The 15235-nt window shown below is 57.3% G+C and carries 11 protein-coding genes and 1 other RNA gene; all 12 read right to left on the reverse strand.

What is annotated here, in order from left to right; genetic code table 11:
* Positions 1–109 precede the first annotated feature (109 nt).
* Positions 110–1285, reverse strand: a complete 1176-nt coding sequence (locus tag HYI44_RS21775; protein ID WP_225570514.1) for an AAA family ATPase — start codon at positions 1283–1285, stop codon at positions 110–112.
* A 1-nt stretch (position 1286) separates the two neighbouring features.
* On the reverse strand, positions 1287–2507 hold the full coding sequence (locus HYI44_RS21780) for a restriction endonuclease subunit S (RefSeq protein ID WP_225570515.1): 1221 nt from the start codon (positions 2505–2507) through the stop codon (positions 1287–1289).
* The gene (locus tag HYI44_RS21785; protein WP_225570516.1) at positions 2504–4081 is read right to left on the reverse strand and encodes a type I restriction-modification system subunit M; all 1578 of its coding nucleotides are present in this window, start codon (positions 4079–4081) and stop codon (positions 2504–2506) included. Before HYI44_RS21785 ends, HYI44_RS21780 begins: the two co-directional genes overlap by 4 nt.
* Before the next feature lie 306 nt (positions 4082–4387).
* Positions 4388–4594 (reverse strand): helix-turn-helix domain-containing protein, encoded by a 207-nt coding sequence (locus tag HYI44_RS21790; RefSeq protein ID WP_225570517.1) that lies wholly within the window; start codon positions 4592–4594, stop codon positions 4388–4390.
* A 606-nt stretch (positions 4595–5200) separates the two neighbouring features.
* A complete protein-coding gene (locus tag HYI44_RS21795) occupies positions 5201–6457 on the reverse strand; it encodes an integrase domain-containing protein (RefSeq protein ID WP_225570518.1) in 1257 nt (418 codons plus the stop codon).
* A 187-nt stretch (positions 6458–6644) separates the two neighbouring features.
* Positions 6645–7041, reverse strand: a transfer-messenger RNA (tmRNA) gene (gene ssrA, locus HYI44_RS21800).
* A 98-nt stretch (positions 7042–7139) separates the two neighbouring features.
* Positions 7140–7421: a hypothetical protein gene (locus HYI44_RS21805; protein ID WP_122837448.1), complete on the reverse strand. Its 282-nt coding sequence runs from the start codon at positions 7419–7421 to the stop codon at positions 7140–7142.
* A 126-nt stretch (positions 7422–7547) separates the two neighbouring features.
* Positions 7548–10358, reverse strand: coding sequence for an FAD-binding and (Fe-S)-binding domain-containing protein (locus HYI44_RS21810; RefSeq protein ID WP_225570519.1), 2811 nt, complete (start codon positions 10356–10358; stop codon positions 7548–7550).
* Positions 10355–11026: a LutC/YkgG family protein gene (locus HYI44_RS21815; protein WP_225570520.1), complete on the reverse strand. Its 672-nt coding sequence runs from the start codon at positions 11024–11026 to the stop codon at positions 10355–10357. The genes HYI44_RS21810 and HYI44_RS21815 overlap by 4 nt, the downstream gene beginning before the upstream one ends.
* Entirely contained in the window at positions 11026–12480 is a 1455-nt protein-coding gene (locus HYI44_RS21820; RefSeq protein WP_225570521.1) for a LutB/LldF family L-lactate oxidation iron-sulfur protein, read from the reverse strand. Before HYI44_RS21820 ends, HYI44_RS21815 begins: the two co-directional genes overlap by 1 nt.
* Entirely contained in the window at positions 12477–13301 is an 825-nt protein-coding gene (locus HYI44_RS21825; RefSeq protein ID WP_225570522.1) for a (Fe-S)-binding protein, read from the reverse strand. The genes HYI44_RS21820 and HYI44_RS21825 overlap by 4 nt, the downstream gene beginning before the upstream one ends.
* Positions 13302–13452: 151 nt before the next feature.
* The gene (locus HYI44_RS21830) at positions 13453–15147 is read right to left on the reverse strand and encodes a lactate permease LctP family transporter (protein WP_225570523.1); all 1695 of its coding nucleotides are present in this window, start codon (positions 15145–15147) and stop codon (positions 13453–13455) included.
* Positions 15148–15235: the final 88 nt, after the last annotated feature.

Consider the following 15235-nt stretch of genomic DNA (forward strand, 5'->3'; position numbering starts at 1 on the left):
GCAGCTTTCACTTCGTGGTCTAAATCGGAATCGATGAGCTGTTGCGAGTTGAGTTTTTCACACTCGGAAGCGGATTCTGTTCCAGATGCCAGCCGGGAAAATATGCTCATTAACCGTTTTCTTTATTCTGCTGCAAGTAGCCGTAGGTGTTCAGCCTAGCAAGCAGTAGGCTAACCATCTCTTTTTCGGGCGATGTCGGCTCTGCGATCTCTTCGTTGGACAAGGTGTTGTGAGGGTAGAAATTCATCACTCGGGCAGCATAAGCCTTTTTATCCTCCGGCAACAGCTCAGACCATCTTTGATAGCCCAGAAAGTTGGCGGTTTTTTCATACAAATTACGGAGTAGCGCAAAATGGTAGCGCTCCACGCTATTTGTAGCGACCGCTTGCTCGATAAGCGTTTTAATGTGCAGGTGATAAGAAAAGCTTTTATTTGAATCGCCCTTCTTCTCTTCATGCACAAATGTGCCATCATCCAAAACGCTGAGAATGTAACCGCTCTTGGCACCAACCTCATTGTAAAGCACGTTGTAAAAAAGCGCGTTGTGAGTAGACACGATGAATTTGACGCTCGACTCACTAGAGTTGATCAGTTGCCCCAAGTTTACCGCCAGTTGAATCAGGTGGTTCTCATCCAGAGAGCTGACCGGATCATCAATGAACACATATTCCAGCTGATTGAATTCATCGGTCTCGCGATCAGCCGGTTCAGCAACATTGAGCACGTCAATCACCTGCTCAAGCAGTGTGTAGAAAATACTCCAGATAAAGTTACTTTCTTCACCCTTGGAAATTTTTAAGTTTCCCGAATTCGTCGTATCGCCACGCTCCATCGAGAACGTGACTTCCGAGAACGCTCTGACGGTAAACTCGTTGCCGTCCTTGTCTTGCTCTTTTCGCTCTGCATTGAACCGTGGCGTGAGCTTGTCATTGGTATAGCGCTGAAAGGTCGTAATGATGTTCTGATCTTTCCCCTGATCCATCAACACCCAATCCGTAAAGGTGTTGGGCTGGATTTTCAGCTTGGGTTCAGCATCATCGGCCAGGTCGTTGTCCCAATAGAACAAATCTTCGGTAAAAGCGCTGTAATAGAGAATTTTGTTGCGTGACAATCCAGGTTGATCCAACGTATCAACGTCTTCATTGGCATCCGCTTTTGGTGCAATTAACTTCTTGAACTCCCGCGACAGACGCGTCTTGCCAGTACCGTTGAAGGCATAAATTAGCTGTACCTTCTTCTTGATGTCTTTCAGTTCTTTGGCAATTTCGGTTAGCGACTTACCCATGTTATACCGCTACCTCTTCTGGTCTTGGGAAACTTAACAACAAGTCACGGTAATGTTCGTATTGCTTTTGGCGTAACATAATTTCGCCCGGCAAGCCTTCGCTGATAGAGTTGGTCATGACGTCGAATTTTTCGAGGGTGGCGACAATACGCTCTTGTTCGGCGAGCGATTTTTCAGCGTCATCTGGGTAAGGTACAGGAATGGCAATTTTTGAAAAACCAGTAATCAACAAAGTATTGATTTTTGTTCTAGCTACATACTTTGCTTTCTTGGCAATAAACGACGCTGTTTGCATGCAATAGGAAACAAACTTTGGATTCATTGAGTGCCGGAACGCGTAGCAATGATCGTGAATGGCTACTCTTTCATCTCCGAGCCAAGCCACGGCTTTGCCCACGTCTTCTACGGTCTCGCCAACGTCGGTTATTATGACGTCTTTTGGCTGTGCATAGCGCAGTGACCCAGCCATATCGCTTCTGACTTGAGAAAAAGCTTGATCCGTAAAAACACCGTAGCGCGTGTATATCTCGCCGTAATGAATAACACTGATACCGTCTTCCGCATAATCAGCCTTGGTGAAACGCTTGCCACGAATAAATTCGCCAATCTCTCCTAGCGCCTTCCACTCCACGTTGCCTTCTTTGAAACTTAACAACTGGTCACGATAATGGTTGTATTGTTTTTTGCGGGCGGAGAGCTCGGCGGTAAGCTCGGCGGTAAGCTCGATAAAGGAGTCCAGTATGCGGACGATTTCGGCTTGTATTTCAAGCGATTTTTTTGGGTTTTCTGGGCAGGGGATGGGGATTTTTAAACTCTCAATTTTCCCGACAGTCAATCCAGGCTGAGCAGATTGTGATGCATACTGATTTAGATTCATGAGCGTCAGTAAGTGAAATGCCCAATCGATATTAATGCAATCACTTGGCGTAACAACGACCGCGTGTTCTGTCGCATAAAACTTTCCGTTTGTTCGCTGCACATTTCCACATAATGCACCCTGCCGGCCAATGAGCAAATACCTCCCGTCATGGCTGTTTTTCGCAACAAAGCCACGAACCCCATTTCCTCCAAAACATGGATAAGGATGTTCGCTGCTGGCTTCCTCCATGATGTTGCTTGCCGAAATATGTTGGCCAGAGCGCATGTGTACAACTTCGCCCAGCACCTTCCACTCGACATCAACGCCATCCAGCAGCCTCTCCAAGAAATTCACGCTACTCATGCCTCCTGTCCCTCGCCCTCGATCTCCGCAACAATCGCGTCAATTTCTTTGCGTAGCTGGTCGATCCTGGCAACCCTGGTTTTTAGGTCGGCATTGAGTTGAGCAATATCCACCACGTCGCGGTTGTCCTTGGCTTCCACATAGCTACTGACGGACAAGTTGTAGCCGTTGGCGGCCACCTGTTCAAAAGGGATGGATTGAGCAAAGTGCTCCACGTTCGCCTTGCTGTCGAACACTTGCATGATTTGCTGGATATGGCCAGGGTTGTTCTCGTCATCGTTATCTGTGAGGACGTTGATGCTGCTTTCTTTCTTGAACAGTCCGCTGGCCTCGATGAATTGGGTGGTTGTGTCGGTCTTATGCTTGGAAAGCACCAGAATGTTCACAGCGATTGTCGTGCCGTAAAACAGGTTGGGCGCGAGCGAAATCACGCTTTCCACGTAGTTGTTGTCTACCAGGTATTGGCGGATCTTCTGCTCGGCCCCGCCCCGGTAGAAGATGCCGGGGAAGCAGACGATGGCGGCTCGGCCTTTGGCCGAGAGATAACTGAGTGCATGCAGCACGAAGGCGAAGTCGGCCTTGGATTTGGGCGCCAGCACACCGGCCGGGGCAAAGCGGTCGTCGTTGATCAGAGTGGGGTTGTCCATGCCCTTCCACTTCACCGAGTACGGCGGGTTGGAGACGATGGCATCGAAGGGTTTGTCATCGCCAAAGTGTGGATCGATGAGAGTGTCGCCTAGCTGTATGTTGAATTTGTCGTAGTTGACGTTGTGCAGGAACATGTTCATCCGCGCCAGGTTATAGGTGGTGTGGTTGAGTTCCTGACCGAAAAAACCTTCTTCGATTATATGTGCGTCGAAGTGCTTCTTGGCTTGCAGCAACAGCGAGCCCGAGCCGCAGGCCGGGTCGTAGATTTTGTTGACTGTGGTTTGTTTGTGCATGGCGAGTCGGGCGATCAGCTTCGAGACATGCTGCGGGGTGAAGAACTCACCGCCGGATTTGCCAGCGTTGGCGGCGTAGTTGGAGATGAGGAATTCGTAAGCGTCGCCAAACAGGTCGATATGGCTGTCGTCAAAGGTGCCAAAGTCCAGCCCTGCTACGCCTTTGAGCACCTTCGCCAGTCGTTCGTTTTTGTCTTTGACCGTGTTGCCCAGGCGATTGCTGGTGGTGTCGAAGTCGGCAAACAGGCCTTTGATATCGCGCTCGGAGGGGTAGCCGTTGGCGGACGCCTCAATATCTTGAAAGATGTTAGCCAGATCGGTGTTCAGGCTTGCGTTGCTGTGGGCACTGGCCGCCACCATGGCGAATAGCTGACTGGGGTAGATGAAGTAGCCTTTGGTCTTGATGGCGTCGTCTTTGATGTCTGAGGTAATCACGCTATCGGGCAGCTCGGCATAGCGGACGCTCTCGTCACCGCCTTCGATATAGGTGGCGAAGTTTTCGCTGATGAAGCGGTAAAACAGAGTGCCGAGCACGTATTGCTTGAAGTCCCAACCGTCGACTGCGCCACGCACATCGTTGGCGATTTGCCAGATCTGGCGTTGCAGGGCGGCACGTTGTTGGGTGCTGGTCATGGTGTTTTCCTGTTAAATTCATTTTACTTGGCCACTCCATCGCGCGATGAAGAGGCTTTGGGAGGTATCGAATGTGCTTGACCAGCTTGCGCTACCGCCTGCCAGAGAGCTCTCCGGGATCTTATGATCCGCCGGAGGCGCTTTTTGGCCATCCTCGATGGCCGTCAGAAGGTGGTCATCTGCTGCATTGGCAAAAGCAATGGACTCCTTGGCGCTTTCTTTGGAGCCTGCCTTCCTGCTGGTAGTGGTTGTAAGATTTTCCTGTCGAGGCACCCTCTCCAGACTAACGATGCTTCCGCGCTGTATTCATTTTGGTTCGCTCCTGCGCTCTGCATCGTCATCGGCACCACCTACGCGCACCCATTCATCAATCTCCGAGAGCTGAAATTTCCACAGGCGCCCGATCTTGTGCGCGGGAAGTCCCTTGTGCTCCCGCCAGCGGTAAACGGTGTCCTTCACTACGCCTAGATGCCGGGCAACATCGATTGCAGTAACCCAAGGTTCGGTAGTCATGGCATTGATGCTCAAAGGCTTCTAAAGTCGCTTTAAATCGTTATAAGTCTGCCAGATAGACGAATCAGCGACCATCTTTAAATGCCCATGATTGCTTGGTCGAATTTGATATCTACGGTTTGTCCCGGAGCGGGAGGAGAGGCGGCTGGAAACTGCTGTTTGCTTGGTGCCGCCCAAGCTTCCGTAAAATGAGATTGCCCAGTGCCTGATGGAGGAGATCTGTTGAGGTCGGCTTTGGGTCGGTTACAGTCCTTCAGTGCTTGGCTGACACACTCGCGCTAAGTGGCACCCGCTGACCCCCATCAACTGCAAACGGCAGGTCAGCGCGAATGTAAATGACTGGTCAGTGGCAATGCAATTAGGTGGTCAAGTGAGATGCAATTACGCAGAGCCCACGCGAGTGGGAATGCGGAGCCTTCCCGCTCGCGTGGGCTTGGCCGAGAAAGCCCCAAGAGAGAGGCTTGCAGCGGCGACGGTCGCCACTTCTGTCGCCATGCTGCAGACCAGGTATTACGCGGGTTGTCGCCGGTGTCGCCGCTGTCGCCAAATCAACCATCACTCCATCTGGGGAGTCATTCTCGGTTACCGGCAGCGTCCGGTGAGCGCTCACCGTATCGGCACGACGTTGTGGTCCCTGGTTTGATTGATCGCAGATGCCGATAGGTTGCCAGTGGCCGCTTTCTGGATGTGCTCACTCCACCAAGCCATCATCGGACGCCGGCGCTCGATGTAGTCAGCTCGGTTGTAGGCACTTCGGACTTCGTCCTTGTCGACATGCGCCAGCGCGACTTCGATCAGCTCCGGATCCCAGCCATGCTCGTTCAGGATGGTGCTGGCCATGGAGCGCATGCCGTGGCTGACCAAGCGGTCCTGGAAGCCCATGCGTTTCAACGCCATGTTGGCGGTCTGGCTGTTGGCGTGGGTGCGCGGATTTCTATCTGCCGGGAACACGTATTCCCTGTGGCTGCTGTGGGACTTGAGCGTCTCTAGTAACGCGAGTGCCTGTTCGGTCAGCGGGATGGTGTGCGGACGACGCTTTTTCATGCGCTCCGGCGGGATGGTCCAGATGCGTTTGTCGAAGTCGATGTCTGCCCATCGGGTGGTGGCCGCTTCGGCAGGACGGGTCATGGTGTGCAGTTGCCATTCGATCAGACAGCGGGTGATCCGCTTGATGCTGGCGTTCGCGATTTCGATCATGAGCTCGGAAAGCTCATCGGGTCGTAGCGCGGCCATGTTCTGTTTCTTGGGTTTCTTGAACACTGCGCGAATGCCGCTGAGAGGGTTCGCAAAGATCAGTCCTGAATTGACCCCGTAGGTCATGATCTCGTTGAGCCGTTGGCTCAATCGCTTCACTGTCTCGAGGCTGCCTTTGGCCTCGATTGGGCGAAGCAATTCGATGACCATCGGTGCGGTAATTTTCGAGAGCGGCGTTGTTTTCAGGTCTGGAAATACGTGCAGCGTGAGCGATCGCCAAATGTCCTCGGCGTACGCTGGCGTGACGGAGTCCTTCTTCAGCTCGAACCAGGCGGTGGCCACGTTCTCGAACGTGTGTTCCGTCTCCGCTCGTTTGGCTTCGTCCTGTGCATTGCGTTGCACCTTGGGGTCAATGCCTTGTGCCAGCAGCTCCCGCGCTTCAACCACTTTTTTCCTGGCGTTCGCTAGTGAGAGCTCCGGGTACGTGCCCAGCCCCATATTGATACGGTTTTTGGTTACCGGCTCGCGGTAATTGAAGTTCCACAGCATCGAGCCATTGCTCCTGACTCGGAGCTGAAGGCCGTCACCATCGCTGAGGACGTAATCCTTGTCTTTTGCCTTGACTGCCTTGAGCTGGCGGTCGGAGAGGCGAAGGGCTGGAGCAGGCATGAGAGCTACCTCTGACACCGTTTTGGTATTCCAAAAAATAGCACCGGATGGCTTGGAATACCATTTGGAATACCCAAACGGCTGGAACTCAGAAAACCTCTACGGAGCCCAGAAGCTCTTAAACCCTTGATTTTGCTGGATTTCAGGCACAAAAAAAGACGTCCGTGGACGTCTTTAGATGTTGTATTGGTGGAGCCGGGGGGATTTGAACCCCCGTCCGCCAGTACTCCGCTGTCGGTACTACATGCGTAGCCGTTTCTATTAAGTTAACCCTCAGCGACCCGAAGGGCAGGGTGCTTTGGGCGAGTTGTGTAAGTTTTAGCCGCTTCGTCCACAACGTACTGCACGGCGATTCTGTTCTATATGACAATCACTTCGGGTTTACAGACATCCCCTAGTGATTGCTGGGCCCGAAGGCACCAGAAGCTCAGGGCTAAGGCTGCTTACGCAGCGAGAGCGAATTCCTGGCCGTAGTTTTCGTCATTGGCAACTATAAGTAGTTGCAACAGTGGATTTACGAGTTCTGTTACCAACTCGGCATGCACCTAAAGTTTCGCGACCGGCGTCGAATCCTAAACGGCCCCGAACTCATTGCTCGTGAATCTGGTGAGCAACAAGCCTGTACAGTGTACGGCAAACCAACCCGGAAGGCCAACCCGAAGGTTCACCTTCCGGCCAGGGGTCATTTATTGGTGCCGCTGCTGGCGTTCTGGATGTCCTGGATAGTCTGGGTGGTCTCAGCGATGCACTTCTCGGTGCCTTCCTTGGTGTTCATGGCTTGGTGCGCCTTGGCTTGCTGGACGCTGGCCTCGACACGGGTCTGGATTTCCGGCGCCTGGATCTGCGACTTGGCATTGGCGATGGTCTGCAGGTTCACTGCGCACAGGTCTTCAGTGGCGGCGAAAGAGGTGGAGGCCATCATGGAAGCAGTAACGAACAGACCTAACAGTACAGAACGTTTCATGTGTATCTCCTTGAACTGAGGCGCCGGGCTTGGCCGGCGTCAGGACGGGCTGCCGAGTTTGGGTAAAACCCGGCAGGGCCGGGTTACTTGGTTGACTACAGCCAGGCGCAAGGGTTCTATTTTTCTTCAGGTCGCTCGCGCTCGGGTGACGCGGTCCACGAGGTAGACCAGCCCGTGGTAGTCGATTCCACCGTGCTGGCTGAGGCCGATTTCACAGGTGCGGCTGGTGGATATGCCTTCGCTGCAGTGCTGCACGGCGTCCTTGAGGGAGCGCAGCGAATGCGCGTTCAGTTCTGGGGTGGTGAAGCCCTTGTCGCCGGCAAAACCGCAGCAGTGAATACCTTCCGGAATGACCACGTTGGTGCTGCATTTGCGCGCCAGGTCGATCAGCGCCTGGCTCTCGCCCAGGTGCTGGGTGCTGCAGGTGACGTGGACGGCGATGGGCGCTTGCTGCGGGGTGAAGTCGAGGCGATCCATCAGGTGGGTACGGATGAATCGAACCGGGTCGTACAGGTCCAGGCGCACTTCGCCCAGGTCCTGGACCAGGCGCAAGGTGCAGGGGCTGGTGTCGCAGTAGATCGGGTCGAGCCCGCCGCGGCTGGCGTGCAACAGTGCGCCGATAAGTTCCTGGCGCTTGTGCTCGGCCTGCTCGGCATAACCCTTGGAAGCGAAAGGCTGGCCGCAGCAGAGGCTGTCCAGGTTGTCCGGAAAGACCACCTGGTAGCCGGCTTTTTCCAGTAGGCCGCGGGTTTTTTCGTACAGCGACGTTTGCTCGTTATCACCGGCTGCCGGGCCCATGACACGCGACACGCAGGCCGCCAGATAGACCACTCGGGGGCGGTCGTCCGAGAGGGTCGGGCTGAAGCGAATGGCTTTTTCCGGCTGGGGCATGGCGTTGGTCCACTGCGGGACCTGGCCTTTGGATAATTTGCTGAGTGCCGCGGACACTTTCGCCAATCGCGGCGCACCCAGGAGCATCCGGGCGCCGTTGGCCACGTGCAGGGTGAAGCGCGCGCCTTGCAGGGCGGTGGCGAAATTGCCTTCCAGCCAGTTGGCGGTTTTCTGGCTGGTTGCCTTGCGGCTGCGCAGCTTCTTCACCAGTTCGCCGGTATTGATGCCTACCGGGCAGCGCTGTGCGCACAGACCGGTGGCGGCGCAGGTGTCGATGCCCTGGTATTCGTAAGCGGCTTCAAGCTCTGTGGTGTCGACACCGGCGCGTTTTTTCGCCTGGATATCGCGCCAGATCACGATGCGCTGGCGCGGGCTCAGGGTCAGTCCCTTGGACGGGCAGACAGGTTCGCAAAAGCCACACTCGATGCACTTGTCCACAATTTCGTCGGCGGCGGGCAAGGGCTTGAGGTGCTTGAGATGGATCTGCGGGTCTTCGCTGAGTACCACGTCCGGGTTGAGGATGCCGGCGGGATCGAGCAGGCGCTTGAGCTGCCACATCAACTGGTAGGCATCGCTGCCCCATTCCAGTTCAACGAAGGGCGCCATGTTGCGGCCGGTGCCGTGTTCGGCCTTGAGCGAACCGCCAAATTCCACGGCGACCAGTTGCGCCACGTCGTCCATGAACGCCTGGTAGCGCGCAACTTCTTGCGGGTTGTTGAAACCTTGAGTGAAGACGAAGTGCAGGTTGCCTTCCAGGGCGTGGCCGAACAGGATCGCTTCGTCGTAATGATGTTTGTCGAACAGCTCGATCAGGCGGTTTACGCCGATGGCCAGCTGTTCCACCGGGAAGGTCACGTCTTCGATGATGACCGTGGTGCCGGTTTTACGCACGGCACCGACGGCGGGGAAGGTGTCCTTGCGGATCGCCCAGAGTCGGGCGTTCTCGACCGGGTCTTCAGTGAAGTCGACTTGTTTTTCCACGGGGAAGGAAGTCAATGACGCCATGATCCGGGCCAGTTGTTCCTGCAGCAAACTCGATGACGCGGCGCGGGATTCGATCAGCAGGGCGCAGGCGTTGTTCGACAGCTGCTGCACGAAAGCCGGCATGCCGGGTTTGTCCTGCACCGAGCGCAGGCTGCGGCGGTCGAGCAGTTCCACGGCGGACACCGGCTGGCTTTTCAGCACGCTGACCGCGTTGCAGCAGGTTTCGACGTCGGGGAAGACGATCAGCGCCGAGGCTTTGTTGGGGTGATCGATCACGGTGTCGTAGGTCACGGCGCTGATAAAGCCCAGCGTGCCTTCGGAGCCCACCAGCAGGTGGCTCAAGATATCCACAGGCTCGTCAAAATCCACCAGGGCGTTGAGTGACAGGCCGGTGGTGTTTTTCAGGCGGTATTTGTGACGAATTCTTGCGGCCAGTTCGGTATTGGCGCGGGTTTCACGGCCCAATGTGGCCAGGCGCTCCAGCAGGGCGGCGTGGCTCTGGCGGAATGCCGCGACACTGGCCGCGTCTTCGGTGTCGAGGCGGCTGCCGTCAGCCAGCACCAGGCGAATGCCGGCCAGGGTGTGATAGGTGTTTTGCGCAGTGCCGCAGCACATGCCGCTGGCGTTGTTGGCGACGATGCCGCCGATTTTGCAGGCGTTGATCGACGCCGGGTCCGGGCCGATCTTGCGTCCGAACGGCGCCAGCCAGGCGTTGGCCTGCGCGCCGATCACGCCAGGTTGCAGGCGGATTTGTGTGCCCTGGCCGCGAATCTCGCGGCCGTTCCAGTTATCCCCAAGCACGATCAGCACCGAATCGCTGATGGCCTGGCCGGAGAGGCTGGTGCCCGCTGCGCGGAAGGTCACCGAAACCTGGTCCCGTTGCGCCAGCTTCAGCAGCGCCACCACTTCGTCTTCGGACTCGACCCGAATCACCAGCTGGGGAATCAGCCGGTAGAAGCTGGCGTCGGTACCGAAGGCCAGCGTCGACAGCGGGTCGTCGAAGCGCCGCTCCTGGGGGATCAGTTGCTGCGCGTCTCGCAGGAAAGCCGCCGGTAAAGTCATTGGTCCTCCAGAATCAAAACCACCAGGTCTTTCGGACCGTGGGCGCCGTAGGCCAGCACTTGTTCGATGTCAGCGGTCTTGGACGGGCCGGACACCAGCAAGGCGTTGGTCGGCATGCCTTGGGCCCACTCGAATTCCTGTTGCACCTGGTAGAAGTTGTCGCGGATTTCGCTCGCCTTGAGCAGGGCGAAATGCACCGGCGGTACCAGGCTCATCAATCGCGGCTCTTCCCGGGTTGGCCAGAGGATCAGGCTGCCGGTGGCGGCGATGGCACCGAGGGTCGTGGTCAGGCTGGCCGGCGTGTCGTGGAACAGCTCGGCTTTCCATTCCTCGATCGGGCGATTGTAGGATTTGAGTGTTGGCAGCTGCGGATTGTTCGCCCAATGCTGAGTGACGCGTTGGCCGTGTGCAGTGGTCGGTGCGATCAGCAAGCTGGGTAGCTGGCGATCCTTGACCAGTTGCGCGAGCAGTGCCGGCCACTGTTCATCGCACGTCAGGTGGATCTCGGTGTGCACCGCTTCCATCAGCTTGCGCAGTTGCGGGATGCGTTGTTCGGGCGCGTAGGTGTAGGGCGCTGTCAGCAGTTCGACGTCGAAGTCGTCAGGCACCGGCGTGGTTCCCGTTAGACTGTTGCGTAACTTGCCGAGGATGTTCTGCTTGGCACTCATCAACGATCTCCCTGTCTGGCCAGATGTTCGCGGGCCATGTCGTGCAATGAACGGGCTGCCGGCTTTGGCGCGCTGTGGTTTTGTGTCCACGGGCCCAGGCGGGTCGGTGTGAGGGCGCGCAGGCGGGTGGCGAAGAAGCCGAACAGGCGATAGAGCGTCGGTGAACTGTTGAGCCTGGCCCAGGCATTCCAGATGAAGCGTTCCTTGCGCGAATACTTGCTGCCCTGGCCGCGCATGACCGGGTTCGGGCTGTCGGGGGCCTTGACGTTCTCTTCCCGCAGGCGCCGCAGCAACGCGGGGATAGGAATTTTGACCGGGCAGACTTCACCGCATGCACCGCACAGCGACGATGCGCTGGGGTGGTCCGGAACCTTCGCCAGGCCCACCATGTGCGGGGTGATGATTTTGCCGATGGGCCCTGGGTACACTTCACCATAGGCGTGGCCGCCGACTCGGGTGTAGACCGGGCAATGATTCATGCAGGCGCCGCAGCGGATGCAGTTGAGGGTCTGGCGCAGTTCGCTGTCGGCGAAAGCCTGGCTGCGACCGTTGTCCAGCAGCACCAGGTGCACTTCCTGCGGGCCGTCCAGTTCATGTTCCTGGCGCGGGCCGGAGATCATGTTGACGTAGGTGGTGATCGGCTGGCCGAGGGCGGAACGGGTCAGCAGCGACAGCAGCGGCACCACGTCGCGCAGGTTCTCGACCACTTTTTCGATACCGGTGACGGCAATGTGCACCGGCGGCACCGTGGTGGTCATGCGCCCGTTGCCTTCGTTTTCCACCAGCAGCAGGGTGCCGGTTTCGGCCACGGCGAAGTTGACACCGGAGACGCCGATGTCTGCTTCGAAGAATTTCTGTCGCAGGACTTTGCGACCGATCTGAATGAGTTGGTCAACGTCCTTGGTGTACTCCACGCCAAGTTTGTCGTGGAACAAGGACGCGACCTGACCGGCATTCTTGTGGATTGCCGGCATAATGATGTGTGAAGGCTTCTCGTGGTCGAGCTGGACGATGTACTCGCCCATGTCCGATTCCAGGCATTCAATGCCCCGATCAGCAAGGAAATGATTCATCTCCATTTCTTCGCTGACCATCGATTTGCCCTTGATCACTTGCCGCCCCTCGTGAGCGCGGATGATCGAGAGGACGATGCCATTGGCCTCGTCCACCGTTTCCGCCCAGTGCACTGTCACACCGTTGCGGGTCAGGTTCTGTTCAAGCTGCTCGAGCAGGTCGGGCAGCTTGGATAAAGCACGGGCGCGGACGGCATTGCCGAGCGCTCGCAGGTGTTCCCTTTCGTGGGCATCGCTGAAAGACGCTGCCCTTTTTGTCATCAGTGAATCCATCGCCGTGCGAAAGTTGTTTCGCAACTGCGGGTCACCCAGTGCCGTGTGGGCTCGGGTGCGAAAATCTTCTTCTACGGCAACCGTAGGAATAAGCGCGGAAGCGTTCATTGAACACCCCCGGTCCGCTGCCAAAGGAAACTGGCCAGGTGTTGGCCGCGCAACGCTTCCTTCTGTTTCTCCAGCGAGCCGTTGATGTTCATCAGGCAACCGCAATCGGCACTCAGTACCTGGTGCGCGCCCGACGCCTTCAGCGACCGGGTCTTGTCCGCCACCATCGCGCCGGAAATGTCTGGCATACGGACGCTGAAAGTCCCACCGAAGCCACAGCATTCACTTTCGTGGCTGTGCTCGACTCGCTCCACGTTGCTCAGTTGCGACAACAACTCGCGACCGTGCAGGTGGGTGTTCATCTCACGCCGCGCCGAACACGAGGTGTGCAGCGCCACTTTTACTGGCTCGCCGCTGTCCTTGAGCTGCACCTTGCAGACAAACAGCAGGAACTCGGCCAGTTCATACGTCCGGGCCGCCAATGCCTGAACCCGTTTCAGCGTTTGCGGCTCGTCCTTGAACAAGTCGGCATAGTGTTCGCGCAACATGCCGGCACAGGATCCCGACGGCACCACCACCGGGTAATCTGCGGCGAACAGCGCCAGTTGCGAGCGCGCGACGGTCCTTGCCTGCTCGGTGTAACCCGAGGTGTAGGCCGGTTGTCCGCAGCAGCTCTGCCCCTGCGGGAACTCGACCCGAATGCCTTCGCGTTCCAGCAAGTGGATCGCATCCATCCCGGCTTCGGGATAGAACAGATCCACCACGCAGGTCCCGAACAGGTAGACCCGTGACGGTTTCTCGCTGGGGTATTGCCGAGGCTCAGGCAGTGGCGGGGCCACGCGGGTGGCGTTCGGCACGGCGTTGTAAAAAAGCTCGCTCATCAGGCGTGTCTCCGGGTGGGCCCGGTTATCCGTCCGCTGAGGCTGCTGAATATAGAGAGGGAAGCTTTCAGCAGCCTTACAGACCGGGTTGTGAATAGCTGACGCCGGAGTCGTGGTCCGGCGTCGGTTTTTTCGATGCTGCTTCTAGGTCTTAGTGCACCAGCATGCCGGTGAGCCAGTAGGCCTGGATGTAGGTGATCAGGCCGACGATCGTTGCAAAGAACAGGCTGTGCTTGAGGGTGAAGCGGAACAGATCCGACTCCTTGCCCACCAGGCCGGTCGCGGCGCAGGCCACGGCGATCGATTGCGGCGAGATCATCTTGCCGGTCACGCCGCCGCTGGTGTTTGCCGCTACCAGCAGCACATCACTGACGCCGATCTGGTGCGCGGTGGTCGCTTGCAACGAACTGAACAGCGCGTTGGACGACGTGTCGGAACCGGTCAGGAACACCCCCAGCCAGCCGAGGAACGGCGAGAAGAACGGGAAGGCCGCGCCGGTGCCTGCCAATACCAGCGCCATGGTCGAAGACATGCCCGAGTAGTTGGTGACGAAGGCAAAGGCCAGGACCATACCGATGGACAGAATCGGCCAGCGCAGTTCGTAGAAGGTCTCTTTCAAAGTGGTCAGACCAGTTTTGAAATTGATCTTCAGTACCAGCATCGAGATCAGCGCGGAGAAGAAAATCGCCGTGCCGGTGGCGGAAATCGGGTCGAGCTTGAACACCGCTGGAATGGCGGTTGGCGCAGTCACGATCGGTGCGACTTTAATCACCATCTGATCCAGGTGCGGAATCGCGAAGTTGAATACCCAGCTGTACATCGAGCCGCCGGCGGCAAACATTGCCTTGAACGGTTTGAGGGTCCAGATGGTGACCAGCACGGTGAGAATCAGGAACGGCGACCAGGCTTTGATGATTTCGAACAGGCTGTAAGGGGATGCCACGCTGGTGCGCGGTTGGCCGAAACCACCGGCGCTGGCGGTCACCACCGAGGCCGAGACGGCACCGGCGATGTGTTGGCCGGCGGCGCGTTTTGGCTGCCAGACTTTCAGGAACAGCGTCAGGGAAATCAGGCTGGCCAGGGCCGAGGTGATGTCCGGCAGCTCAGGACCGATGAAGTTCGACGTGAAGTATTGAGTGATGGCAAAGCTCAAGCCGGCGACCAGCGCAGCAGGCCAGGTTTCACGAACGCCGCGCAGGCCGTCCATCATGAACACCAGCCAGAACGGCACGAACAGCGACAGCAGCGGCAGTTGGCGACCGGTCATGGCGCCGATCTTGAACGCGTCGATGCCGGTCACTTGCCCGGCCACGATGATCGGAATCCCCAAGGCGCCGAAGGCCACTGGCGCGGTGTTGGCGATCAGACACAGGCCCGCGGCGTACAGTGGGTTGAAGCCGAGCCCTACCAGCAATGCGGCGGTAATCGCTACCGGCGCACCGAAACCGGCAGCACCTTCCAGGAACGCACCGAAGCAGAAACCGATCAGCAGAACCTGCAGGCGCTGGTCATCGGTGATCGACAACACCGAGCTGCGGATGACCTCGAACTGACCACTCTTGACCGTCAGTTTGTAGAGGAACACAGCGGCGACAATGATCCACGCAATCGGCCACAGGCCGTAGGCGAAGCCATAGCCTGCGGCGGCGAACGCCATGTCGACGGGCATCTGGAAAGCAAAGATGGCGACGGCGATGGACAACGCCAGCGTGATACTGCCGGCCACGTGCCCTTTGAGGCGGAACACCGCCAGCGCCAGGAAGAAAAACACGATGGGGATAACGGCGGCGAGCGCGGAGAAGCCAAGGCTGCCGAGCGGGGTATAGAGCTGTTGCCAGGTTTGCATATGGGGTGGCCCCTAATTGTTGTTGGTCAGGCACTGGTCAGCGTTCTTGGATAATTGGTAATACCAATTTACAATCGCTGTTGGCTAG

The sequence above is a fragment of the Pseudomonas sp. Y24-6 genome, assembly GCF_020295325.1.
In the GTDB taxonomy this organism is placed as follows: domain Bacteria; phylum Pseudomonadota; class Gammaproteobacteria; order Pseudomonadales; family Pseudomonadaceae; genus Aquipseudomonas; species Aquipseudomonas gregormendelii.